Source organism: Gemella haemolysans ATCC 10379 (assembly GCF_000173915.1).
Taxonomy (GTDB): domain Bacteria; phylum Bacillota; class Bacilli; order Staphylococcales; family Gemellaceae; genus Gemella; species Gemella haemolysans.
In genome coordinates, this window is sequence record NZ_ACDZ02000005.1 from 132,644 (window position 1) to 157,149 (window position 24,506).

The window sequence follows — 24,506 nt, forward strand, 5'->3', positions numbered from 1 at the left end:
ACAAAATTGGAGAATAGGTGATGACGATGTTAATAGATAGACAAGTACTCATTCTTCAATCTATAGTCGAAAATTTTATTACGACTAATCAGCCTGTAGGTTCTAAGCAAATTGCTCAAAATATTGATTTCAGTTCGGCAACGATAAGAAATGATATGAGTAAATTAGAAAAAGAAGGATTGATTAAGAAGACTCATATTTCATCAGGTAGAGTACCTTCGGAAAAAGGTTATCGCTATTATGTAGATTACATAAAAAAAGATTATGAACTATCGAATAGTGAGAATGAAAAACTTAAACAACTCTCTGGTGGTGATATAGTATCGGAAAATAACTATCTAGAAAAAAATGCAATAGTCCTATCGGACTTAACTGATTGTACGGCGGTCATATTAGCCCCGACAAAAACGGATAGGCGCATTAATAAGATAGAGGTTATCCTTCTAAGTAGTCGTAGTATTCTCGTTATATTAGTAACAAACATAGGAGAAGTATTCCAACAAAACTATAAACTTGATGCGGATTTCACTGCAGAGGATATAGCGGAGATTAATAAACTTCTACAAAGTTACTTCTATGATGTAGATATGGCAACAGCTCACGTAATGATTCATGGTGAGTTAGAAAAATATCTAAAGAATAAAGTTAACAACTACGATATGATAGTGGTGGCTTTAAATAGATTGTTACAAAATAAAATTAAAAAGACTGTAGCATTAGGGGGTAAGTACAATTTACTTAAACAACCCGATATAGACAATGTAGAAAAATTAAAAGAAGTAGTATCGCTCTTAGAAGATGATAAGATAGTCGAGCTTCTAGATAATAATGAAGTAACAGACAAACCATCTATTAAAATAGGAACTGAGCTTAAGCTTGGGAATATAGATGATCTTTCATTAGTGTCTAGTAGTTATAACACATCTAAAGGTCAAGGTGTAATAGCCGTATTCGGACCAAAGAGAATGGACTATTCAAAAATCATGACACTTATAGCTTGTGTTCGTGATAATTTAAATAATAATTTAAAATAATTAGGAGGTAGAGATGGCTACTGAAGAACAAAAAGAAACTCTACAAGAAGAAGTAACAACAGAAGAAACTGTTGAGACTGAAGAAACGACAGATTTAAAAGAAGAAGTAGTTGAAAAAACTGCTGAAGAGTTATTACAAGAGCAAATTGAAAAACTGCAAGAAGAAGTAAAAGCGTCAGAAGACAAATACTTACGACTTTACGCAGAGTTTGAAAACTTTAAACGACGTAAAAATCAAGAAATTGACACTATAAATGCTTATAAGAGTCAAAAAGTTATTACAGAAATCTTACCAAGTTTGGATAACCTGGAACGTGCTTTACAAGTTGAGTCAACTAATGAAGAAGTGCAAACAGTTCTAAAAGGTGTACAAATGGTATACGAAGGATTACAAGCAGCGCTTAAATCAGAAGGTGTTGAACTAGTGGAAACTGAAAATGCACAGTTCGATCCAAACTTCCACCACGCAGTAATGCAAGGGGAAGAAAGTGATAAAGAAAGCGGAGTAATCTTAGATACATTCCAAAAAGGTTACAAACTAAAAGATAGAGTAATCAGACCAGCAATGGTGAAAGTAAACTCGTAATTATTAATCCTTAGTTTTTTCGAACCTAGAAGGTGAAGAAAAAAGTTAGGAGTAAGAATCGCACAGCTACACCAAGAATGAGGAGCGTAGCAACGAAATGATTGGTATGTAGCCACTGCGCAGATAAAAAAGTAATATAAGACTTTGTTAGAGTGAAATAATCATTTTAACAAATAAATTTGAAAATATAGTTATTATGAATTTAAGGAGGACAAGAATATGTCAAAAATTATAGGTATCGACTTAGGAACAACTAACTCATGTGTATCAGTATTAGAAGGTGGGGAAGCTAAAGTAATCCCTAACCCAGAAGGTAACAGAACTACACCTTCTGTAGTAGCATTCAAAGGTGATGAAATTCAAGTAGGGGAAGTAGCAAAACGTCAAGCAATCACTAACCCTAATACAGTAATTTCTATCAAACGTCACATGGGTACAGATTACAAAGAAGACGTAAATGGTAAAAAATACTCACCACAAGAAATTTCAGCAATGATTTTACAAAACTTAAAAGCAACTGCTGAAGCTTACCTAGGTGAAAAAGTAACTAAAGCTGTTATTACAGTACCAGCTTACTTCAACGACGCTCAACGTCAAGCAACTAAAGACGCTGGTAAAATTGCTGGATTAGAAGTAGAACGTATTATTAACGAACCTACTGCAGCTGCATTAGCATACGGATTAGAAAAAACAGATGTAGATCAAAAAGTATTAGTATTCGACTTAGGTGGTGGTACTTTCGACGTATCTATCTTAGAATTAGGAGATGGAGTATTCGAAGTATTAGCTACATCAGGAGATAACTTATTAGGTGGAGATGACTTCGACCAAGCTATTATCGATTACCTTGTAGAAGAATTCAAAAAAGAACAAGCTATCGATTTATCACAAGATAAAATGGCAATGCAACGTCTTAAAGATGCAGCAGAAAAAGCTAAAAAAGACTTATCTGGTGTAACTTCAACTCAAATTTCATTACCATTCATCTCAGCTGGAGCTAACGGACCAGTTCACTTAGAAAACACATTAACTCGTGCTAAATTTGATGAACTTACTCACAGCTTAGTAGAAAGAACATTAATCCCAACTCGTCAAGCTCTTAAAGATGCTGGATTAAACCCAAGTGAAATCGATCAAGTAATCTTAGTTGGTGGATCTACACGTATCCCAGCCGTACAAGAAGCTGTTAAAAAAGAAATGGGTAAAGAGCCTCATAAAGGAGTAAACCCTGACGAAGTAGTAGCTATGGGTGCTGCTATCCAAGGTGGAGTAATTACAGGTGACGTTAAAGATGTTGTATTACTAGACGTAACTCCATTATCATTAGGTATTGAAACAATGGGATCAGTTATGACAGTATTAATTCCAAGAAATACAACAATCCCAACTTCTAAATCACAAGTATTCTCTACAGCTGCAGATAACCAACCAGCAGTAGATATCCACGTATTACAAGGTGAACGCCCAATGGCATCTGATAACAAAACTCTTGGAAGATTCCAACTTTCAGATATACCACCAGCACCACGTGGAGTACCTCAAATCGAAGTTACATTTGATATCGACAAAAATGGTATTGTAAATGTTACTGCTAAAGATCTTGGAACTCAAAAACAACAAAAAATAACTATTGAATCAAGTAGTTCATTAACAGATGCTGATATCGATAGAATGGTTAAAGAAGCAGAAGCTAATGCAGAAGCAGATGCTAAACGTAAAGAAGAAGCTGATGTACGTAATGAAGCTGACCAACTTTCATTCCAAGCAGATAAAGCATTAGAAGAAGCTAAAGATAAAGTAGACCAAAGCTTATTAGATAATATTAAAGCTAAAAACGATATATTAAAAGAAGCTATTAAAAACAATAATTTAGAAGAAATTAAATCTGCTAAAGATGAATTAAACAAAGCTGTTCAAGAAATGACTATGAAACTTTACGAACAAGCTAATGCTGCAGCAGGAGCTCAAGGTGCGGACGCAGGAGCAACTTCATCAAACAACGATGATGATACAATCGATGCAGACTTCACTGAGAAAAAATAATTAAATAAAAAGTCCAAGGGCTGGTAGCGTTATGCGCTAGCCCTTTGTTAAATAATTAATTATAGGAGAGATTAAGATGGCTAAAAGAGATTATTATGAGGTGCTTGGCGTAAGTAAAAGCGCAAGTGCAGCTGAAATTAAAAAAGCATATCGTAAATTATCAAAACAATATCACCCAGATATCAACAAAGAGCCAGGTGCAGAAGATAAATTCAAAGAGATTTCTGAAGCATATGAAGTACTGAGTGACGATACTAAAAAAGCTCAATATGATCAATTTGGTCACGCAGCGTTTGAAGGTGGAGCAGGTCAAGGTGGATTTGGTGGCTTCGGTGGAGGTTTCTCTGGATTCTCAGGTGGTTTTGATGACCTTGGGGATATTTTTTCAAGTTTCTTCGGAGGAGGGGGAACGCGTCGTAATCCGAACGCACCACGTCAAGGAGAAGACTTATTACACCGTATTCGCATAAGTTTTGAAGATGCTGTATTCGGTACGAAAAAAACTATAAAAATTCGTAAAGATGTAGAATGTGATCACTGTCACGGAAGTGGTGCAAAAGATTCTTCATCTGTAAATACTTGTCACAGATGTAACGGTAGTGGACAAGAAGCAGTAATTCAAGATACTCCATTCGGCCGTATGCAAAGTCAACGTACATGTTCAGAATGTCAAGGACGCGGTAAAATTATAAAAGATAAATGTGCGCACTGTTTCGGTAAAGGATACAATAACCGCGAAGTAGAATATGAAGTGGAGATTCCAGAAGGAATCAGTTCAGGACAACGTGTTCGTCTTCGTGGTAAAGGTGGAGCAGGAGAAAATGGTGGTCCAGCAGGTGACTTATTCATAGAGGTAATCGTTGCTGAAGATTCATATTTCCATAGAGAAGGTGATGATATCTATACAGAATTGAAACTTTCTCCAGCACAGGCTGCTCTTGGTACAAAACTAGATGTACGTACTTTAACAGGTGAGATTGAATTGAACGTTCCAGCAGGAACACAACACGGACGTAAATTCCGTTTAGCAGGTAAAGGTGTTAAGAGTGTAATGGGGCATGGACAAGGAGATCACTTTATCGTGGTATCTGTTGAAATTCCTAAGAACTTATCGACAAAAGAACGAGAGTTATACCTGGAACTTGCAAAATTAAATAATGAGAAAGTTGAAGAAGATGAAAGCTTTTTAGATAAAGTTAGTAGAAAAGCAAAAGATCTTTTTGACTAATAAAGATAAAGAAGACCTAAATTATAAAAAAGTGTATATGAAAATTCATAGATACAGTGGTTTATTAATATAAAATCTTGTTTTATAAAAGTATCATAGATATCTAATAAATTTTTTTGGAGTGACTTTAAATAAATCGATTTCTTAGAAATTACGATTTTTGAGTCACTCTTTTTTGTTTTGTTAAGTAATCTACCATATTTATTTGAATTTTTTTGTAATACAAAGTAAAATATAAGATGGATATAAAATATACTAGAAAGAAGGAGTGAGGAAATGTTCATAAACGAATTTAAAGCTGATCAAGAAATTAGTATGTTTTTATTATTGGATAATGTTATTCGTGGAGTAGCGTCAAGTGGGAAGCCATATTTAACACTTTATCTAAAAGATAAAACAGGTAGTATTGATGGTAAGATTTGGGAAGTTAAAGATGAAGATAGTGAAAATTTAAAAGCTGGTAAGATGATCCACGTAGAAGGGACTTTACTAGATTATCGAGGTAAGCTTCAGTTAAAAATAAAAAATTATAGAATGGCAACTGATAGTGATAATATAGATATTCAAGATTATATTCAAACAGCACCGGTTCCAAAAGATGTAATGATAAATGAATTAAATTACTTCTTAAAAGAAATTGGGAATGATAATTTAAGAACAGTGACTATTGAATTGTTAAATAAATATAAAAGCCAATTTATTAGTTATCCTGCAGCTAAATCAATGCACCATGATTTTTATTCAGGTTTGATTTATCATACGACAACGATGTTAAAAATTGCGAAAGCTTTAGTAGCTATTTATCCATCACTAAATAAAGATTTATTATACAGTGGAATTATTTTACACGATTTAGGAAAAACTGTCGAGCTAAGCGGACCTGTAGGAACATCTTATACATTAGAGGGAGAACTTCTGGGGCATATTGTTATTATGAGTGATGAAGTAGCTCGAATGGCTGATAAATTAGGAATTGAAGCTGAAGAGATTACGCTGTTAAGACATATGATTCTAGCTCACCATGGAAAATATGAATTTGGTTCTCCGAAATTACCAATGATAAAAGAAGCGGAGATTATTAATTTTATAGATAACATCGATGCTAGAATGATGATGTTTGAAAAAAACTTAGCGAATGTAGAACCAGGAACATTTAGTGATAAATTATTCGGTCTAGAAGGAAGACACTTCTATGTTCCAACGTTCGATAGAGAAAACAATTAAGGAAAAGAGAAAAATATATGAATAAAGGAATAAAGTATATATTAGGTTTTGCAGCTATATTTGTTGCAGCAGTAATATGTGTATTTGGAATTATTAAATACGAAGAAATGCAAGAAAATTCTACTTCTAATAATAGTGAAAATTTAGGAAGTGCTGATGGTAAAAAATTAGATAAAGAAACAACGATAATTTTTGAGAAGATATCTTCTTTAAATGATATTGATGCACTTAATTCAGAGTTGCACCTATCACAATCAGTTGTTGATATTTTGAAAAAATATGCTCCGACTGTATATTATACAGTTGATAATAGTGAGGGATTTGATAAAATTTATTTCCGCTTAGGTGGATACATTGTGGACCGAAAAGTAAATGGAATTAATGAAATTATTGGTTCTTATAAAATAGATGATGGGAAACTAACATCAACAGGTGATGATTTAGGTAAAGTAGGTTCTAAAATCAATGGTGGAGATTTAACATGGAAACAACTTAACTTAAATAATAAAGTTCACGATAAAGATGCTGCAAAAGCTGTAGCAGATAAATTCTTCGCTGTTGGTCTTGGAGGAGGAGTAGATAGCATGTTAGGTATTTTTGCATATTCTTCTGATTCTAGTAAACATATCACTGACGCTCAGTTAGGACTTACTATTGTACCGATGTCATTGGCAGAAATCACTGATATGTATAATGCTGCAACTCCAGATACATATAATGCAGATCAGGTTTATAAAAAAGTTTCAGAACTAAAACAAGCTAAGTATAGAGAAGTCGATGACAGCTATAAAGGTAATGAATCTAAGTATAATAAGAGTATTGGTAATGGGGAGGTTCTTTACTTCAAGAAAGACAAAATGTACTTAGCAGCCTTTGGAGGAATTGGTGGAGCTATGGGAATGACCTTAACAACACCAGACAAATGGACTGAAGAAGGAGATAGAATAATAATCCCATTAATAAATAATTTTGAAGGTGGAAGAATTAAAGGGAAAATGGTTCTTCGATTAAATAATAAAGTATATGAAGGTGGACAAAGCCGTTCTAAATACTACATCGAAAGTCGAACAAATAATTAATATTAAAAAAATAAATGGAAAGATGGGATTTATTCCTGTCTTTTCATATATATATTAAAATAATCTTTATAATGAGGAAAATTAGTAAGGTATGATATTAAATAGAAATGACAAGATAGCGTTAGTAGTATGTTCAAATGGAAAAAATATTGAAGATAAAGACAGATTAGAAAAATTAGAAAGTATTTTAGTAGAGATGGGTTTAGTACCTATCTTTACCAAATATATATACAAAGATAAGTTTGGACGCGGAGCAAAAGCACAAGTTCGAGCTGAGGAGTTAATGTCCTTTTATAAAAATAAAGAAATAAAAGCAATTTTTGATATTTCTGGTGGGGATATTGCAAATGAGGTATTAGATTATTTAGACTATGGTGTAATAAAAAGAAATTATAAACCCTTCTTTGGTTATAGTGATTTAACAACAGTCTTAAATACTTTGGTAAGCCAAACGAATGAAGTAAATTATTTGTATCAAATACTAAATATTATTGAGGATAAGGAAATTAGAACTAGCTTTGAAAATACTTTTATGAAAAATGAACAGACTCTATTAGATATAAAATGGAAATTTCTACAAGGAAGTAGTGTGGAAGGTGAAGTAATCGGAGGAAATATTAGATGTTTCTTAAAACTAGCTGGTACACGATATTTTCCGGAAGTGTATAATAAAGTGTTGTTTATAGAAGGATTAGGAACTTCTATAGAGGGATTAGCCACACATCTTGCACAGTTAAAGCAGATTGGAGTTTTTGATAAAATTTCGGGATTATTAATAGGAACTTTTACAAAAATTGAAAAAGAAATATCTGTAGAGGAACTATTTGAACTTGTAAAAGAATATATTCCTGAACATTTGCCTGTAGTTAAAACAAGCGAAGTAGGACATGCAAAAGATTCTAAAGTATTGGAAATCGGTGGAATGATGAATATTAAAAATGAGTTGGTATAAAACCAACTCATTTTTAATTAAATATCATACCATTTTGAAATTGCTTGAGTTCCATTTGTGTTACGAACTTCTTCTTCTAATTCGTTGTAAATTTTATATGCTGTCTCAAGACCAGGTAGTTTAATGTTCATTTTTTCACATTCTTCTAAAGCTAGTTTCATATCCTTAATAAAGTGATGAGTAAAGAATCCAGGTTTAAAATCTTTATTTAAGATACGTGGTCCGTATGAAGTCATTGAGAAGCTTCCACCTGAACCTGTTGATACTGTCTTGAAGAATGAGTCTAAGTCTAAACCAACTTCTTTGGCGAATTTAAAGCTCTCAGCGACAGAGATCATGGTTGTAGCTATTGCAATCTGATTGGCAAGTTTTGTATATTGCCCTTTACCAGCTTCACCAAAATATGTAATATTTTTACCTAATTTTTCAACTAGTGGAAGAACAACTTCTTCGAATACTTTCTTATCGCCACCAGCCATAATTGATAGAGTAGCATTTTTTGCTCCGACATCTCCACCTGTTACAGGAAGATCGAGTGCATATGCACCAACTTTTAGAAATTCATTACTAATTTTTTCAGCTAGAGTAGGAGAAGAAGTGGTCATATCTACAAATACTTGACCTTTTTTAGCTGTTGTAATAAGTCCATTTTCACTCAAATAAACTTCTTCAACATCTTTAGGGTAACCTACTATTGTAAATACTACATCAGCAAATTTAGGTGCGTCTTTTACTTCGTTAAGAAGTGTAGCTCCACGACTTACTAAGTTATCAGTTTTACTCTTTGTTCTGTTGTAGACGAAAAGTTCGTGACCAGCATCCATAAGGTGACCAGCCATGCTTTCTCCCATAACTCCAGTTCCAATCCATGCAATTTTCATAGGAAATGCCTCCAATAAATAGTTTTATGTCCTTTAATTATATCACAAATCGATGAAAACGCTATGATAAACGATTATAAATAGAAGGAAAGAAATTTAATATCATAGCACTTCAAAATATGGTATAATATTCAAGGTAAGAAGATAACTAGGAGGATATTGTGAATAAAAGTAAATTAAAAGAATTTTTCATGTGTACAAGACCACATAGTTATCCAGCATCAATAGCACCAGTTTTATTTGGAGCTACTTATGCTTTAGGATATGAGATTAAGTTTTCGATTTTAAAATTTATTTTGTTTTTACTGGCATGTCTGTTGATTCAAGCAGCAACCAACCTGTTTAATGAATACTATGATTATAAGCATGGTTTGGACAAAATTGATTCTGAGGGAATTTCTGGTTCGATAGTGAAGGGGAATCTAAGTCCTAGAGAAGTTATGGTAGGTGCGTTGGTATTATACGCGTTAGCTTTTATACTAGGATTAATTCTAACTTTTATGACTAGTCTTTATATACTATTAGTGGGGTTAGTGTGTATGCTTGCTGGCTATTTTTATACAGGTGGAAAGTATCCTATAGCTTATTCTCCTTTTGGGGAAGTTGTTTCTGGATTTTTTATGGGGACAATAATTATTTCTTTATCGTTTTACTTCCAAACTGGATATGTAAATGCTGATATTATTGTCGTTTCACTGCCGTTATTTATCATGATTGGAGCTATTTTATTAGCGAATAATATTCGTGATTTAGATAATGATAAAGAATCAGGAAGAAGAACATATGCGATATTAGTAGGAAGAAATAATGCGATTAAAACAATGGAAATTAGCTTTATCGTAGTATATTTATTAAATGTTTTATTTATAGTTACTAAATATGCTTCATGGTGGAATCTACTAGTGTTTGTTACTATTCCGTTAGCAATAAAAATAATTAAAGGTTTTAGTGCAAATAATCACAAAACAACAATGGCGCCATTTATGGTGTTAACAGCTAAGTTAACGATTTTTGTAGGATTCATAATGTCGTTAGCGAATATACTGAAATATTTAATGAACTAAAAAAATATAAAAAGAGTCAACTTTTTTTGTTGACATCTTAAACTAAAAGATATATAATAAGTAATGTGTTTATGAGGTGATATTTAATGAAATGGTTAAGATCTTCGTTATTCAAAAATAATAGTGATACTTTTGTTTTTGAAGAAAATATAAATGTTAAAGTAGAACACTATGATAACTCTCTAAAAGATATTAGAGATGTTGTTGTTAGTGGAAAATTAACTCGAGGTGGACAAGATAAAATCTATGCCGATCTATTAATTAAAGGAAGCTTCGAAATGATTTCAGGAAAAACACTTAAAGAAGTGGTTGTTCCATTTGAAATTGAAGAGAGAGAAGAATACGTTGATAAGTCTGTATTTGCAGGCGAAGAGGTATTCGACATTAATTTAATGGATATGTATATTGACTTAACACCTTTAGTGAATGAGCTTATAATTTTAAATATTCCAATAACTACTTCTGATGAAGAAGAGTTAGAAATGGTTTCTGGTAATGACTGGGAAGTGGTTTCTGAAGAGTCTTTAACTGATGTTAAAGAAAAGAAAGAATCACCATTTGCGGCTCTTAATGGATTATTTAAAGAACAATAAGAATTATTTAAAATAATTGGAGGAAATTAACTATGGCAGTTCCTTTTAGAAGAACATCAAAAACAGCTAAAAGAAAAAGAAGAACTCACAAAAAACTATCTGCACCATCAATTACTATCGATGCAACAACTGGTAACTACGTAATGGGTCACCGTGTTGATAGAAAAACTGGTATGTACAAAGGTAGACAAGTTCTAGACGTTAAATAATTTAAATATTACCAAACCCTAAGGAGGTGTCCTTAGGGTTTTTTTATGTTTAAAATTAAGTTAAGTAAATGAAATATATGAGATTTGCATTTAAAGATTTAAATTTATATTAAAAATGAACAGAAAATAAATCTTTAAATTCGTATTAGTAAGTTGTATAATAAATATAAGGGTATAGAATATTATTTCTTAATTGTTTAGAAATATGAAAAGAGGATTTTATTATGACAAATTATGGAATTGTTGGAACAGGTTATTTTGGTGCAGACTTAGCTCGTTCATTAGAGAAAATAAAAGATGCGAAGGTAACTGCAGTTTTTGATCCGGAAAATGGAGAGAAAGTTTCTAAGGAGCTTAATGCAAAAAATTGTTTGTCGTTGGAAGAGTTGGTTGGTCTAGATGAGGTAGATTGTGTTATCGTCGCAACACCGAGTAATTTACATCGTGAGCCAGTATTATTAGCCGCTAAGAATGGTAAACATGTATTCTGTGAAAAACCAATCGCTTTATCTTATGAAGATTGTAAGGTTATGGTTGAAACTTGTCGAGAAAATAATGTGATTTTTATGGCAGGTCATATTATGAACTTTTTTAATGGAGTACGTCACGCAAAAGAATTGATTAAGCAAGGGAAAATTGGGGATGTAATATTTTGTCATGCTGCAAGAACAGGATGGGAAGAAAAACAAGAAACTGTTTCTTGGAAAAAAATTCGATCACAGTCTGGAGGACACTTATACCATCACATTCATGAACTTGATTGTATTCAATTTATTATGGATGGTCTACCGGAGCAAGCAACTATGATAGGCGGAAATGTATGTCATGTCGGTGAAAATTTTGGTGATGAAGATGATTTCTTAATAGTTAATCTGGAATTTTCTAATAAACGATATGCAGTACTTGAATATGGGAATGCATTTAGATGGGGTGAACATTATGTCCTTATAGAAGGTACAAAAGGAGCTATAAAATTAGATTTATATAATACTAAAGGTACTTTAAGAGTAGTGGGAGAAGGAGAGAGTTATTTCTTAATCCATGAATCAAAAGAAGAAGATGATGATAGAACGGCTATTTATACAGGTAGAGGAATGGACGGAGGAATAGCTTATGGAAATCCTAATGTACGTTGTCCACTTTGGTTACAAAGCTGTATAGATAAAGAAATGTTGTATTTGCATAACATTTTGAATGGAGAAAAAGTATCAAAAGAATATGAAAAACTATTAAATGGTGTTGCAGCTTTAGAGTCAATTGCGACTGCTGATGCATGTATATTGTCTTTAAAAGAAAATAGAAAAGTAGAGTTGAGAGAAATAGTGAAATAGAAAATAAGAGACTAATAAAAACAATACTCCAAGAGAAATTCTCTTGGAGTATTGTTTTTATAATATTAATCTAAGTATCCTAATTTTTTAATTAGTTCTGCAGTTAAAACAGCTCCACCAGCTGCTCCACGTAATGTATTGTGAGAAAGTCCTACGAATTTGTAGTCAAATAGGTTATCTTCACGAAGACGACCTACAGTTATTTGCATACCTTTTTCGTTATCACGATCAAGTACTGGTTGTGGACGATCGTTTTCTTCATAATATTTAATGAATGGTGTTGGCGCTAATGGTAAGTCGTATTTAGCAATTTCAGGAACATGATTTTTAATTTTTTCAACTAAAGTTTTTAGTCCTGGGTCATTTTCTAAATTGAATGATACACAAGCAAGGTGTCCGTCAAGAACTGGAACACGAATACATTGAGCTGAAAGTTTCATAGAATCATCTGGAACGATTTTTCCATCAACTACTTTACCAAAGATTTTAAGTGGTTCTTTTTCACTTTTCTCTTCTTCACCACCGATATAAGGAATGATGTTCTCTACCATTTCAGGCCATTCGTTGAATGTTTTTCCGCTTCCTGAGATAGCTTGATATGTACAGATAGATGCTTCTTTAACACCGTACTCTTTAATTGCTTCAAAGATAGGTACATAGCTTTGAATTGAACAGTTAGGTTTTGTAACGATGAATCCTTTTTTAGTTCCAAGGCGTTCTCTTTGCGCAGGAAGAACATCTAGGTGAGCTGAGTTAATCTCTGGAATAATCATCGGAACATCATCTTTATTTCTGTTCGCAGAGTTGTTAGAAACAACTACTACTTCGCGTTTAGCATAATCTTCTTCAAGTTTAATTAAAGCTTCTTTATCAAGGTTGATGGCACAGAATACCATATCAATTCCTTCAGAAACTTCGTCAATTTTGTATAAGTCTTCAACAACTAATTCTTTAGTGTATTCAGGTACAGCGTGGTCTAATTTCCAACGGCTTTCCATAAGTTCACCATATTTTTTACCAGCAGAACGAGGTGATGCTGCTAATTTAACTACGTCAAAGTATGGGTGATTTTCTAATAATACTAATAGGCGTTGACCTACCATTCCTGTTGCCCCTAATACGGCTACTCTTGATTTTTGCATAATAAATTTCTCCTTTATTTATATAAAATTATTTCAAAATGAACTCCTTCTTTGTAATGAAAGAAGAAGTTCAAAAATTTTAACGTATTAATTTAGAACTACTGTTCCTTCTTTATCAACTTTTAATAAAATTGCTTGCCAGTTGTATTTTAATTTAGCAAGTTCAGTTTTTATTTTTTCAATATTGTTAGTATCGCTAACGATATTCATTAATGTAGAACCACTTCCAGAAATGAAAAATGCTGAACTATCAATTTTTTCACAAATTTCTCTAACTTCGTGATATTCATGTATTATTTCTTTTCTGTAAGGTTCATGGATTTTATCTCCCATAACCTTATTAAGAAGTTCTAAATCATAAGTTTCAAATGCCTTAATAACCGATCCGATACGTGATAACGAGTAGATTGCATCTTGAAGTTTAATTTCTTTTGGCATTACTTTTCTAGCTTCTTCAGTAGAAGTTTCGAAGTTTGGAATTAATGCCAGGAAATTAAATCTTTCATCGACTTCGTATCTTACAGTTACCGCTTCTTTACTATCAGTAGTACAAGATGAGCTTAGACTTCCAAAAATAGCTGGTGAAACATTATCAGGGTGTCCTTCGATTTCGTTAGCTATTGTAAAGATTTCTTGTTTATCAATGGGTGTATCAGTTAATAAGTATGCACCATAAATTCCAGCAACTACACATGTAGAGCTACTACCTAAACCACGGCTAATTGGTACATCATTTTCGATAGATATTCTAACACCAGAAATTTCTTTGTTTAATTTTTTTAGTGTAGTTAGTAATGTTTGATAAACTAGGTTATTTTTATTTGAAAAACGTTCTTCAAATCCGACGAATTCTAGACCGCTGTCTAATTTCTCGAATTTAAAAGTAGTGTAAAGTGTCAAAGCAACACCAAGGCTATCAAATCCACATCCAACATTAGCTGAAGTGGCAGGTACACGAACACTTACCATTATAAATCACCTAGTTTCTCTAAGATGTATTTCTTCATATCTTCTTTATTAATTACATCTTTATGTCTAATTTCTTTTTTATCAAGATCTCTTAAATTCTCAGGGATAACAACTTTTGTTTGTTCATGAAGTTTGTTCATAAGAGTAAACTCATCTTCACCTTGTGTTTCGAATAGAGAAGAGTAAACACTTTCTGTGAATTTATATGGAGATGCTGTTGATAATACAATACTAGCATGCTCATTATCTAAATTATCAAGAAGAACTTTGTAAGCTACGGCAGTATGAGTATCTAATAGGTAGTTATCTTTTTCATAGATAGCTTTAATAGTTTCTTTAGTTTGTTCATCATCAGCAAATCCAGCTTGGAACTTGTCTTTTATCTTGTCTAATACTTCACCAGTAACTTCAAAGCGACCAGTTTCTTTTAGGTCTTTCATAAGTTTAGCAATATATGCGTTATCGCAACCACTGATGTAGTAAAGTAGACGTTCTAAGTTACTAGAAATTAAGATGTCCATACTTGGTGATACTGTTTTTAAGAAGTCTCTGTTCTTATCATATACACCAGTTGTTAAGAAATCATAAAGTACATTATTGTTGTTGCTTGCACAGATTAATTTGTTAACAGGTAAACCGATTTGTTCAGCGTAGTAACCAGCTAAAATATTACCGAAGTTACCAGTAGGTACTACAAAGTTTACTTTATCGTTTAATTTAATTTTGTTTGTATTTACTAAGTCTAAGTAAGAAACAACATAGTAAACTACTTGAGGGATAAGACGCCCGATATTGATTGAGTTTGCACTTGATAATTTAATGTTTTTAGAAAGTAATTCTTTTTTGAATTCTTCATCAACGAATAGTTCTTTAATCCCACTTTGAGCATCGTCAAAGTTTCCATGAATCGCACAAACTTTTGTATTCTTACCTTCTTGAGTTTGCATTTGTGTTTTTTGTACTGTACTTACACCATCGTTAGGATAGAAAACCATAATTTTTGTTCTATCTACATCTTTAAAACCTTCTAGAGCAGCTTTACCTGTATCTCCACTAGTCGCTGTTAAGATAAGAATATCATTTTTGTCTTCTACTTTTGTAAGTGCCGTTTTTGTAAGTTGTGGAAGAAGTGAAAGGCCTACGTCTTTAAATGCACTAGTTGGTCCGTTGAATAATTCAAGAACATAGCTATCTTTTAATCCTACTAGAGGAGTAATGTTTTCATGAGAGAATTTACCTCTATATGCTTCTTCTACACATTTTTTAATTTCTTCATCGCTAAAATCTACAAAAAGTCTTAGAACAGCTTCAGCCACTTCGTAATAACTTTTTCCGATTAGTTTTTCCAAGTTTAATTTATTTTTTCCTAAATCTCTTAAAACGAAAAGTCCACCTTCTTCACTTAAACCTTGAAGGATTGCTTCGCTTGGATTTAATTTTCTATTAATATCTCTTGTACTTTCGTAAATCATTTAAAATCTCCTTGCTTTATCGTTGTATATATGATACAATGTTCTTTGTAAAAATACAAGTGTTTTTTATAAAAAGAACTTTAATTTTTTTATAACTATAATTTTACACCAAAATAGGTTATAAAAACAGTCAAAATAATCGGAAAATTGAAATTTTTTGAAAATTCTTGATATTAAATAATTGACATTAAAAAATTACTTGTTAAACTTTTAAATATAATTGAAAATAAGTATTGAATATAGGAGAAAATAATTATGAAGATAGCGATTTTAGGATATGGAACTGTAGGTAGTGGAGTATACGAAATTATTACTAACGGTAAATCTTTAGAACTTGAAAAAATTGAAGTAAAGAGTGTCTTTGCTAGAAGCCGTGATAAAATGCACTTAGCTACTGATGATATTAATGAAATTATTAATGATGAAGAAATCTCAGTAGTTGTTGAATGTCTTGGGGGACTTAATCCTGCATATGATTTTATTAAAAGATCAATAGAGAATGGAAAACATGTTGTTACAGCTAATAAGGCTGTTGCTGCAAAATATTTAGACGAATTTGTTGAATTAGCTGAGAAAAATAATGTGAAGTTTATTTTTGAAGCTAGTGTAGGTGGAGGGATTCCTTGGCTTGTAAACTTAGAAAGAACTAGACGTGTCGATGATGTAAAACGTGTATATGGTATCTTCAATGGAACAAGTAACTTTATTCTTGATAATATGTATAGAAACGATCAAGAATTCGATTCTACATTAAAAGCAGCACAAGATTTAGGCTATGCTGAAGCTGACCCAAGTGCTGATGTAGATGGTGGAGATGTTGTGAATAAGATTATCTTAAGTAATGCACTTGCTTTTGATATTCATGTTCAACCTGATTTCCCTACATATTCTATGAGAAATATTACTAAAAATGATATTGACTACTTAAAGCAATATGATTTAGCTGTTAAATATATTGGAGAAACAAATGTAGAAGGTGGAAAGTATGAGACTTCTGTAATGCTTTCTATTTTTGGGAAAGAATCTCAAGAGGCCGCTGTTCCTCTAAATAATAATATTATTTCTTTAGATGGATCATTTATTGGAGAACTTAAGTTTTATGGACAAGGTGCTGGGAAATTTCCAACAGGGAATGCGATTGTTCAAGATATAGTAGATATTAATGAAGGTTCAACAAGAATTGATGTTGTAATTAAGAATAATTTATCTTATTCAGAAGAACTGACTAGAAGAAATTATTTAGTTCGTTCATCTGTAGAATTATCGGGTGAACTGATAGAGAGTATTGAGCAATATAAAGGCAACTTCTATGTAAAAACAAAAGAAATTTCATTAAAACAGCTTACTGGTTTAGTTGATGAAGTGAAAGAAAAAGATAGTAGTTTTGTTGTCGCTAAATTCCACAAATAATAAAATGATTATTTTAAATAAAATTTAGATTTTTCAGAAAATTTATTGATTTTTTCGTAAATAGTAATATAATATATATTAAGAATAGAAAATACAAATAACATAAATAGAAAAAGGAGTTAAAATGGTTAGAGTATCAAAATTTGGCGGAAGTTCAGTAGCAAGTGCTGAGCAATTTAAAAAAGTAAAAAATATTGTGGAACTTGATGATGCACGTCGTTTTGTTGTAGTGAGTGCTGTAGGGAAAGCAAATAAAGAAGATAATAAGGTAACAGATTTATTATATTTATGTTATGCACATACTAAGTATAATATAAATTTTGATAATATTTTCAAAATGATTGAAGATAAATTTACAGCTATTAAAAATGAATTAAACTTAAGTTTTGATATAGAAGGAGAACTTGCTAAGTTAAAAGCAGAGATTAGTAGAGGAATCGATGAAGAATACTTAGTGAGTCGTGGAGAATATTTAACAGCTCTATTAATGGCTGAATATTTAGGATATCACTTTGTAGATGCTAAAGATTTAATTTTCTATAATTATCAAGGTGAGATTGATTTTGAGAAAACTCAAGAAGCTTTTGATGACATTGTAAAAGAATATGATCGTCTTCTTATTCCAGGATTCTATGGAAGTAGACCTAATGGGGAAATTAAGATTATGACTCGTGGTGGGGGAGATGTAAGTGGAGCTATAGTCGCGAATATTGCAAATGCTAGTGTTTATGAAAATTGGACAGATGTATCTGGAATTCTAATGGCAGATCCTCGAATTATTGAAAATCCACACGAAATTAAAGTAATTAGTTATACAGAACTTCGTGAACTTTCATATATGGGAGCAAGTGTACTTCATGAAGAAGCTATCTTCCCAGTACGTGATAAAGATATTCCAATTCAAATTCGAAATACTAATGATCCAACAGCAGAGGGAACTATTATTTCTGATAATAAACATCTTGATGAGAAACAAATTGTTACAGGTATTGCAGGGAAAAAAGATTTCTCTATTATTACAATTAAAAAACGTCACATGGCAAATGAAGTTGGCTTAATTGGGAAAGCACTTAAGATTTTTGAAGATTTTAATGTTAGTATTGAACATATTCCTAGTGGGATTGATTCATTCTCTGTAGTTGTAGAAACAGGTAATGTTAGATCATTTATTCATGAATTAGTTGCAAAAATTAAAGCAGTTCTTGAAGCAGATGAAGTGAATGTTACTCATGAGATTTCACTTATTGCTACAGTTGGAGAAAAAATGAAGAATACAAAAGGATTATCTGGCAGATTATTCAAAGCTTTAGGGGAAGCTGGGGTAAATATTGCATTGATTTCACAAACTAATGATGAAATTAATATTATTGTAGGTGTTCATAACGATGATTACGAAAAAACTATAAATACTATTTACTCAGAATTTAAGTAAAAATATAGCTTCTTGTCTAGTTTTAGTCAAGAAGCTATTTATTATAATATTATTTGAGGTGATTTTATGAAAATTTTACAGATTATGTGTCATCCAGATTATAATGGAGAGCATAGAGTTTCTAATATCTTGGCGAAAATCGGCGAAGATAAATTAATCGAAAAAGGTTTCAGTAGTATTGAAAAGATTAATTTATATGATCCGAGTGTTCATATTCCAGTCATGGATAAGTTTATGTTCAATTATGAAGGAGAAAAATTAACAGATAAAGAACAACACGATGAAATTAGGCAAAAAGAGATTTTAAATCAATGGAAAAGTGCTGATGCTGTATTTATTTATATGCCGCTTCATAATTTTAATGTAGTATCAAAATTTAAAGACTATGTAGATAATATAGTTATAGTGAATGAAACATTTAAATGTGAAGAAGAATCTTTAATAGGTTTAGATAATTATAATAAACAAATAACCTTTGTCATAACAAGTGGTGGAGAATTTGATAAGCATATTCAATATACTAATCTGGACTTTGCAGTCCAATATATCAGAGGAATATTTAGCGTAATAGGAATAGATAAAGTAAAGGTTCTAAGAGTAGAAGGCTTAGATTTAGCATTTAATAATAAAGAACAGTTAGTTAAAAGAGCTATTTTTGATTTAAAAGAGTGGATAGAAGAATTTTCTCATAGAAATAAATAAAGAAGGTAGGGGAGACCGTTTAATATGGTTTCTTTTTACCTTCTTAACTTTATTTAATATCAAATTCTAGTTGTTTTTCTTTAGATGAAAGAATTTTGAATTGCCCATTTGTTAGGTTAGCAATCCAATTTTCAAAGTTATCATAATCTTCCTGCATTACATAGATTGTATAAACGATTTTGTCGGTATACTCTAAATTATTCACGATAAAATTAGTTTTTCCAATTTCATACTCTATTTTACCGTTAAGGCTGTAGTCTAACTCTAGTCTAACTTCAAATGCATCTTTTCTTTCTACTAATGTTGCATTTTTTAGCGCATTGATTACACCACCACCGTAGGCTCTAACTAAACCACCAGTTCCTAGCTTAGTTCCACCGTAGTACCTGATAACTGTGGCACAGACATTTTTAATTTCGTTCTTTACTAGTATGTCTAACATCGGAGCTCCAGCAGTCCCACTTGGTTCACCATCATCGTTAGCACGAGTAATTTCGTTATTGTCACCAAATACATAACAAGAACAGACATGAGTAGCATCGTAATGTTTCTTTTTCATTTTTTGAATAAATTCTCTAGCTTCTTCTTCGCTATTAATTCTTATAAGATGAGTAATAAATGTAGATTTTTTCTCTACAAATTCATCGTATGAATCTTCTTTAATTGTAATAAATTTCTTCGCCATAGTACCTCCTTTGTGATTTATAATTTGCTAAATTTACTATATTAATTATGATGTATTATAAATAAAATGTCAATAATTAGAATATATTTCTCATTATACTACTTGACAAAATATACTATGCAATGTATAGTATTATGTGAAAGGAGATATTTGTATGGAAGCTCAATTAAAAAGAGGTTTATTGGAAATATGTGTTCTTGCTACTTTACGTAATTCTGAATCATATGGGTATAAAATTATAAAAGATGTTTCAAATGTAATTCCTATATCGGAATCAACGTTATATCCAATCTTAAAACGCTTGGAAGCAAACGATTGTGTTACCTCATATTCGGTAGAACATAATAGTAGACTAAGAAAATATTATAAAATTACAGATGTTGGTCTCAATAAAATTCAGGAATTTCTTATCGACTGGAAAGTAATAAGTAATGCACATAAATATATATTAGGAGATGAAAAACATGAATAAGACACAGTTTTGCGCTCTTTTGGGAAATAAATTAAAACCATATTTATCGCCAAAAGAGATGTATAAAACACTCAATTTTTTCGAAGAAATGATTGATGATCGTATTGATGAGGGCTTAAGTGAAGAAGAAGCTGTATCACAATTAGGGGATATTAATATCATCGTTGATCAAATTTTAGATGAACATAATATTGGGAAAAAACAAACAAAACTAGTATGGAGGTTTATCCCACGAAAAATCCCTACAGAGCTCGGCTTTATTATTACCGTATTATTATTTCCTGCTTGGATAACTATATTTTCTCTAGTCGCTAGTCTTTTTATAGTTATTCTATCTATAATATTTAGTATTGCACTTTCTATTATAGCTATTTTCATTGGTGGAATCTTATTAATATTAAAATCCCCATTATATCTTATTTACGAAAGAAATATTTCGTATTTCTTAGATACTTTAGGATTTGGATTTGTTATTTCAGGGACTGGTTTAATTGGTATTGACTGGTTGATAAAAATATATAAAAAATCACGTCAAAATGGTATAAACATCAGAACAATTTTTGTGAAGATTTTCAAAAAAGAGGTGTATATAAATGAATAAATTTATAAAAATTTCTATTAGTTTTATAATTTTTGGACTAGTATTGATAGGATTAGCAACTTACTTAAATAATGGTCATGTACCTAGATTTTCTTCTAATTTAGAAAAAAAGAATTATACTGTCTCGATTAATGATGTTAAAAATTTAGATTTAGATATTATTGATTCTGATGTAACCATAGAAGAGAATACTGCTTCTAAAAATATGGAAATAGAATACTATACTGCTCTAGAACGTAAAGTTAATATAGAGCACATAGGAAATAAGTTATCTATAAAAGAAAATAAAAATATTGTGAGTATTAATTTTAATTTCTTTACTGAAAAAAGAAAACTTATTATAAAAATACCTAAATCTTCTAATATTGATATCAATTTAGTTAATAAAATAGGAGATTATTTTATCAAGAATCTAGATATTAAATCTCTTATAATTAATAGTGAACTAGGTGATGTATATATAACTAATATTTCAGCTTCAGATGCTGACATTAAATTAGCAACTGGAAATTTAAATATAGATAACTTAAATGGTAAAAATAATTCTCTGAAAATTAATGTTGCTACAGGAAATGTTAAATTAAATAATGTTAATGATTTAAAAGATATTAGTATTGATAATAAAACAGGAGATACAGATTTGTCATCATCAACAATAAAAGATATTAATATAACTAATGAACTAGGAAATATTAAGGTAAGTAATCTTCCTAGTGAAAGTTCAGATAATATTAACTTAAAAACAACTACTGGTAATATTATTTTAAGTAATCTTACTGCAAATAATTCTATTATTCTTAAGACAACAGAAGGTAATATTATAGCTGAATTAAGTGATGAAGAATCAAATTTTACAAATAGCTCAAATAAAAAGAAACAATTATTCACATCTTCAAATACTGGAACTGTAAATGTAAAATTTTCAAATAAATAAATAATATCCCATCAAAAATTATTTTTGATGGGATATTATTTATTCTTGGTTATTATTTACACCGGTATTTTGATGAGTATTTGTTGTACCGACACCAGTTGTAGTATTTTGCTGTTAATTGCTGTTGTTAGCATTGTTTTTAGTATTACTATTTTCATCAGGTCTATTTTCATTGCTTACGGTAATATCATTTTTCAAATCCTCTTTAGTAAGTCTTCCTGGAAGATTTGCTAGTAAGTCTTCTTGAGACATTATTGTAAGATCAGTAGCTTGATATGTATCTGGTAAGCGAAGATTATCTATTTTATATTCTTTAAGTCCAATTGCAATATGTCCTTGATAATATATATTTAATAGATCAGTTGCTTTTGGAAGTGGTAAATCAAGATTGTTTCTTAAAGCAGATGAAGCATATAGAAGTGACAATGGACGTGGATAGTAGTAATATACTCCGTTATAAGTCACATCGTAACCATCAATTCTATGCGATACAATCTCGATATTATCATTGATAAACATCATAATAGCTGAAGAAATTTGAGTTGTAGACAAGTTGTGTTCAACATTGTCTCCAACGATATTAATTACATCATTAATTTTAGTTAAAGCATTTAGACTTTTTGCTTTATCAATTAGAGCGTGGATAGCTTGCAGTTGGCGTTGACCACGCTCTATATCACTATCATAGTATCTACTACGTGAAAACGCAAGTGCTTGTTCACCGTTCAGTGTATGCCAACCTTTAGTTAATTTAACAGTATTTTCTTCACCATTAGCATTTTGTTCATCCATATCAAATGGAACATATAAGTCAATTCCTCCAAAAGCATCAACTGTTTGTTCAAACGCTTTAAAGTTTATTAATACATAGAAGTTAATTGGTGTATGTAATAAGTTTTCTACTGCATTAGTAGTTCCTTTAACATCATTATAAGCATGAGCATGAGTGATTTTATCATAGAAATAAGCACTATCATTATGTTCATCGTCTTTTTCTCTCATAAGGCTAAGTGAATCACGAGGGATACTTACCATATCCATACGTTTTTTATCCTTGTTTACAGTAGCTAAGATCATTGAATCTGTTCTACTATCTTCACGTGTTTGCCCTTGTGCTTTTCGATCATCATTCATATCAATACCCAGGATTAATACTGAGAATTTTTTGAAGTTAGGATCAACTTCTTTTAAATAATCTACATTCTTATAACCTTTTTGTGCTGAACTAGAAAAGTTGAAAAACGTATATGCGGCAAAACCACCGATTCCAAGTATTAATAATGCAAAGATTGTCATTAATATTTTTCTAATCCCTCTTTTTTTAGGAGGTTCGCCTCCGTTTTTGTAAGAGGGTGTACTAATTCTTTTTCGTCTAGACATTTTTTCTTCCATTTAATATTAGACCCCTTTTTTTATTTAACTTTTTTATTATACTACATATTTAGTTTAAACGCTATAATAATGCGGAAAATTACTGAAAAAAACTTGATAATTTTGTATATTGTAACTGAAAAGAAAGTTGGTATTCTTTGAAATTTTCAAATGTTTATATTAAAATAAAATAATAAGTACAAAAAATAGGAGTGCATTATGCCAGAATTACCAGAGGTTGAGAATATAAAATTTGGACTTGAAGAAGTAGTAATAAATAAGAAAATTATTAATATAACATATTCTAAGGTTGTTGAAGATAGTCATAAAGTAGGAAAAATGGCTATTGTTAAACAAAAACTTAGCGCTTTTTCAGATAGTGTGAAAGGTAAAGAGATTGAAAAGTTATCACGTAGAGGAAAGTATTTATATTTCACATTAAATGAAGGATATATTATTACTCACTTTGGAATGACAGGGGCATTCTTTTTGGTTAAGGATATAGCTGAGATTACCAACAAAAATTATTATAAACATCAACATGTAATCTTTGAATTATCTACTGGAGAAAAATTAGTCTATAGTGATATTAGAAGATTTGGGGAACTTAGGTATATTGATGATATAACGAAATTTAAACCATTCATAAATCTTGCTCCAGAACCATTTGATAAAAAGGCAAAAAAATATTTCTTAAGTAAATTGGAAGAAAATAAATACAGGGAGCAATCTATAAAAGCACTACTCTTAGAAGGAAATGTATTTTGTGGTTGTGGTAATATCTATGATTGTGAGGTATTATACCGTCAAAAGATTCATCCTTTGACAAAAGCAAGTGAACTTTCTAAAAAGAAGAAGGAAAGTTTATTTAAAGAATTGATTGATATTTTGGATTTTGCAATTAAAGAAGGTGGTTCTACTATTTCTGATTATGTTCACGCTGATGGTGGAGAAGGGAATATGCAAAATTTTCATCAAATATATGGGAAAAAAGTTTGTCCTCTAGGTCATGAGGTGGAAAATGTAACAATAAAAGGACGCTCGAGTCACTTTTGTCCTATTTGTCAAAAAAAATAAATAAAAAGGAGAATC

The 24,506-nt window shown here is 31.1% G+C and carries 24 protein-coding genes; 18 read left to right on the forward strand and 6 right to left on the reverse strand.

The window, feature by feature from the left end:
• Positions 1-20: 20 nt before the first annotated feature.
• The 7 genes from hrcA (at position 21) to GEMHA0001_RS01455 (ending at position 8,146) form a co-directional block, all read left to right on the forward strand.
• Positions 21-1,034 (forward strand): heat-inducible transcriptional repressor HrcA, encoded by a 1,014-nt coding sequence (gene hrcA, locus GEMHA0001_RS01425; RefSeq protein WP_004263317.1) that lies wholly within the window; start codon positions 21-23, stop codon positions 1,032-1,034.
• Positions 1,035-1,047: 13 nt separating this feature from the next.
• The gene (gene grpE / locus GEMHA0001_RS01430; protein WP_003143977.1) at positions 1,048-1,620 is read left to right on the forward strand and encodes a nucleotide exchange factor GrpE; all 573 of its coding nucleotides are present in this window, start codon (positions 1,048-1,050) and stop codon (positions 1,618-1,620) included.
• 219 nt (positions 1,621-1,839) lie between these two features.
• Positions 1,840-3,663, forward strand: coding sequence for a molecular chaperone DnaK (gene dnaK / locus GEMHA0001_RS01435; RefSeq protein ID WP_003143988.1), 1,824 nt, complete (start codon positions 1,840-1,842; stop codon positions 3,661-3,663).
• Between the two features lie 76 nt (positions 3,664-3,739).
• Positions 3,740-4,891: a molecular chaperone DnaJ gene (gene dnaJ, locus GEMHA0001_RS01440; protein WP_003143974.1), complete on the forward strand. Its 1,152-nt coding sequence runs from the start codon at positions 3,740-3,742 to the stop codon at positions 4,889-4,891.
• A 276-nt stretch (positions 4,892-5,167) separates the two neighbouring features.
• Positions 5,168-6,115, forward strand: coding sequence for an HD domain-containing protein (locus GEMHA0001_RS01445; RefSeq protein WP_004263358.1), 948 nt, complete (start codon positions 5,168-5,170; stop codon positions 6,113-6,115).
• A gap of 17 nt (positions 6,116-6,132) precedes the next feature.
• Positions 6,133-7,194, forward strand: a complete 1,062-nt coding sequence (locus tag GEMHA0001_RS01450; RefSeq protein WP_004263512.1) for a hypothetical protein — start codon at positions 6,133-6,135, stop codon at positions 7,192-7,194.
• A gap of 91 nt (positions 7,195-7,285) precedes the next feature.
• A complete protein-coding gene (locus tag GEMHA0001_RS01455; protein ID WP_004263599.1) occupies positions 7,286-8,146 on the forward strand; it encodes a S66 family peptidase in 861 nt (286 codons plus the stop codon).
• A 17-nt stretch (positions 8,147-8,163) separates the two neighbouring features.
• Here GEMHA0001_RS01455 and GEMHA0001_RS01460 read toward each other — a convergent pair whose 3' ends face one another.
• Positions 8,164-9,027 carry an NAD(P)-dependent oxidoreductase gene (locus GEMHA0001_RS01460; protein ID WP_004263302.1) on the reverse strand — a complete coding sequence of 288 codons (864 nt, stop codon included), beginning with the start codon at positions 9,025-9,027 and terminating at the stop codon, positions 8,164-8,166.
• Between the two features lie 161 nt (positions 9,028-9,188).
• Between GEMHA0001_RS01460 and GEMHA0001_RS01465 the strand changes: the two genes are divergently transcribed.
• From GEMHA0001_RS01465 to GEMHA0001_RS01480, 4 genes are all read left to right on the forward strand, one after another.
• Positions 9,189-10,091, forward strand: a complete 903-nt coding sequence (locus tag GEMHA0001_RS01465; protein WP_004263448.1) for a 1,4-dihydroxy-2-naphthoate polyprenyltransferase — start codon at positions 9,189-9,191, stop codon at positions 10,089-10,091.
• Positions 10,092-10,177: 86 nt separating this feature from the next.
• Complete coding sequence (locus tag GEMHA0001_RS01470; RefSeq protein WP_003144030.1) at positions 10,178-10,684, forward strand: YceD family protein; 507 nt, start codon at positions 10,178-10,180, stop codon at positions 10,682-10,684.
• A 32-nt stretch (positions 10,685-10,716) separates the two neighbouring features.
• Complete coding sequence (rpmF, locus tag GEMHA0001_RS01475; RefSeq protein ID WP_003147267.1) at positions 10,717-10,893, forward strand: 50S ribosomal protein L32; 177 nt, start codon at positions 10,717-10,719, stop codon at positions 10,891-10,893.
• 224 nt (positions 10,894-11,117) lie between these two features.
• The gene (locus GEMHA0001_RS01480; RefSeq protein ID WP_003143979.1) at positions 11,118-12,224 is read left to right on the forward strand and encodes a Gfo/Idh/MocA family protein; all 1,107 of its coding nucleotides are present in this window, start codon (positions 11,118-11,120) and stop codon (positions 12,222-12,224) included.
• 65 nt (positions 12,225-12,289) lie between these two features.
• On the opposite strand, the gene asd is transcribed toward GEMHA0001_RS01480, so the two are convergent.
• The 3 genes from asd to thrC all read right to left on the reverse strand — a co-directional run bounded on the left by asd (position 12,290) and on the right by thrC (position 15,807).
• Positions 12,290-13,366 (reverse strand): aspartate-semialdehyde dehydrogenase, encoded by a 1,077-nt coding sequence (asd, locus tag GEMHA0001_RS01485; RefSeq protein ID WP_003143995.1) that lies wholly within the window; start codon positions 13,364-13,366, stop codon positions 12,290-12,292.
• Between the two features lie 87 nt (positions 13,367-13,453).
• Positions 13,454-14,335 carry a homoserine kinase gene (gene thrB, locus GEMHA0001_RS01490; protein ID WP_004263468.1) on the reverse strand — a complete coding sequence of 294 codons (882 nt, stop codon included), beginning with the start codon at positions 14,333-14,335 and terminating at the stop codon, positions 13,454-13,456.
• On the reverse strand, positions 14,335-15,807 hold the full coding sequence (thrC, locus tag GEMHA0001_RS01495; protein ID WP_004263486.1) for a threonine synthase: 1,473 nt from the start codon (positions 15,805-15,807) through the stop codon (positions 14,335-14,337). The genes thrB and thrC overlap by 1 nt, the downstream gene beginning before the upstream one ends.
• A gap of 255 nt (positions 15,808-16,062) precedes the next feature.
• Here thrC and GEMHA0001_RS01500 point away from each other — a divergent pair, with 255 nt between their 5' ends.
• The 3 genes from GEMHA0001_RS01500 to GEMHA0001_RS01510 all read left to right on the forward strand — a co-directional run bounded on the left by GEMHA0001_RS01500 (position 16,063) and on the right by GEMHA0001_RS01510 (position 19,351).
• Positions 16,063-17,217, forward strand: coding sequence for a homoserine dehydrogenase (locus GEMHA0001_RS01500; protein WP_004263581.1), 1,155 nt, complete (start codon positions 16,063-16,065; stop codon positions 17,215-17,217).
• A gap of 124 nt (positions 17,218-17,341) precedes the next feature.
• Entirely contained in the window at positions 17,342-18,649 is a 1,308-nt protein-coding gene (locus GEMHA0001_RS01505; RefSeq protein WP_004263332.1) for an aspartate kinase, read from the forward strand.
• A gap of 66 nt (positions 18,650-18,715) precedes the next feature.
• Positions 18,716-19,351: an NAD(P)H-dependent oxidoreductase gene (locus GEMHA0001_RS01510; RefSeq protein WP_004263472.1), complete on the forward strand. Its 636-nt coding sequence runs from the start codon at positions 18,716-18,718 to the stop codon at positions 19,349-19,351.
• A gap of 49 nt (positions 19,352-19,400) precedes the next feature.
• Here GEMHA0001_RS01510 and GEMHA0001_RS01515 read toward each other — a convergent pair whose 3' ends face one another.
• Positions 19,401-20,036, reverse strand: coding sequence for a YigZ family protein (locus GEMHA0001_RS01515; protein WP_003143998.1), 636 nt, complete (start codon positions 20,034-20,036; stop codon positions 19,401-19,403).
• Between the two features lie 154 nt (positions 20,037-20,190).
• Between GEMHA0001_RS01515 and GEMHA0001_RS01520 the strand changes: the two genes are divergently transcribed.
• The 3 genes from GEMHA0001_RS01520 to GEMHA0001_RS01530 are packed head-to-tail and all read left to right on the forward strand — an operon-like array spanning position 20,191 to position 22,043.
• Positions 20,191-20,508, forward strand: a complete 318-nt coding sequence (locus GEMHA0001_RS01520; protein ID WP_040464235.1) for a PadR family transcriptional regulator — start codon at positions 20,191-20,193, stop codon at positions 20,506-20,508.
• The gene (locus GEMHA0001_RS01525) at positions 20,501-21,109 is read left to right on the forward strand and encodes a DUF1700 domain-containing protein (RefSeq protein ID WP_004263402.1); all 609 of its coding nucleotides are present in this window, start codon (positions 20,501-20,503) and stop codon (positions 21,107-21,109) included. Before GEMHA0001_RS01520 ends, GEMHA0001_RS01525 begins: the two co-directional genes overlap by 8 nt.
• On the forward strand, positions 21,102-22,043 hold the full coding sequence (locus tag GEMHA0001_RS01530) for a DUF4097 family beta strand repeat-containing protein (protein WP_004263661.1): 942 nt from the start codon (positions 21,102-21,104) through the stop codon (positions 22,041-22,043). The genes GEMHA0001_RS01525 and GEMHA0001_RS01530 overlap by 8 nt, the downstream gene beginning before the upstream one ends.
• A gap of 114 nt (positions 22,044-22,157) precedes the next feature.
• Here GEMHA0001_RS01530 and GEMHA0001_RS01535 read toward each other — a convergent pair whose 3' ends face one another.
• Entirely contained in the window at positions 22,158-23,339 is a 1,182-nt protein-coding gene (locus GEMHA0001_RS01535) for an LCP family protein (protein WP_248657379.1), read from the reverse strand.
• A 294-nt stretch (positions 23,340-23,633) separates the two neighbouring features.
• Between GEMHA0001_RS01535 and mutM the strand changes: the two genes are divergently transcribed.
• Positions 23,634-24,491: a bifunctional DNA-formamidopyrimidine glycosylase/DNA-(apurinic or apyrimidinic site) lyase gene (gene mutM / locus GEMHA0001_RS01540; protein WP_004263435.1), complete on the forward strand. Its 858-nt coding sequence runs from the start codon at positions 23,634-23,636 to the stop codon at positions 24,489-24,491.
• Positions 24,492-24,506 lie beyond the last annotated feature (15 nt).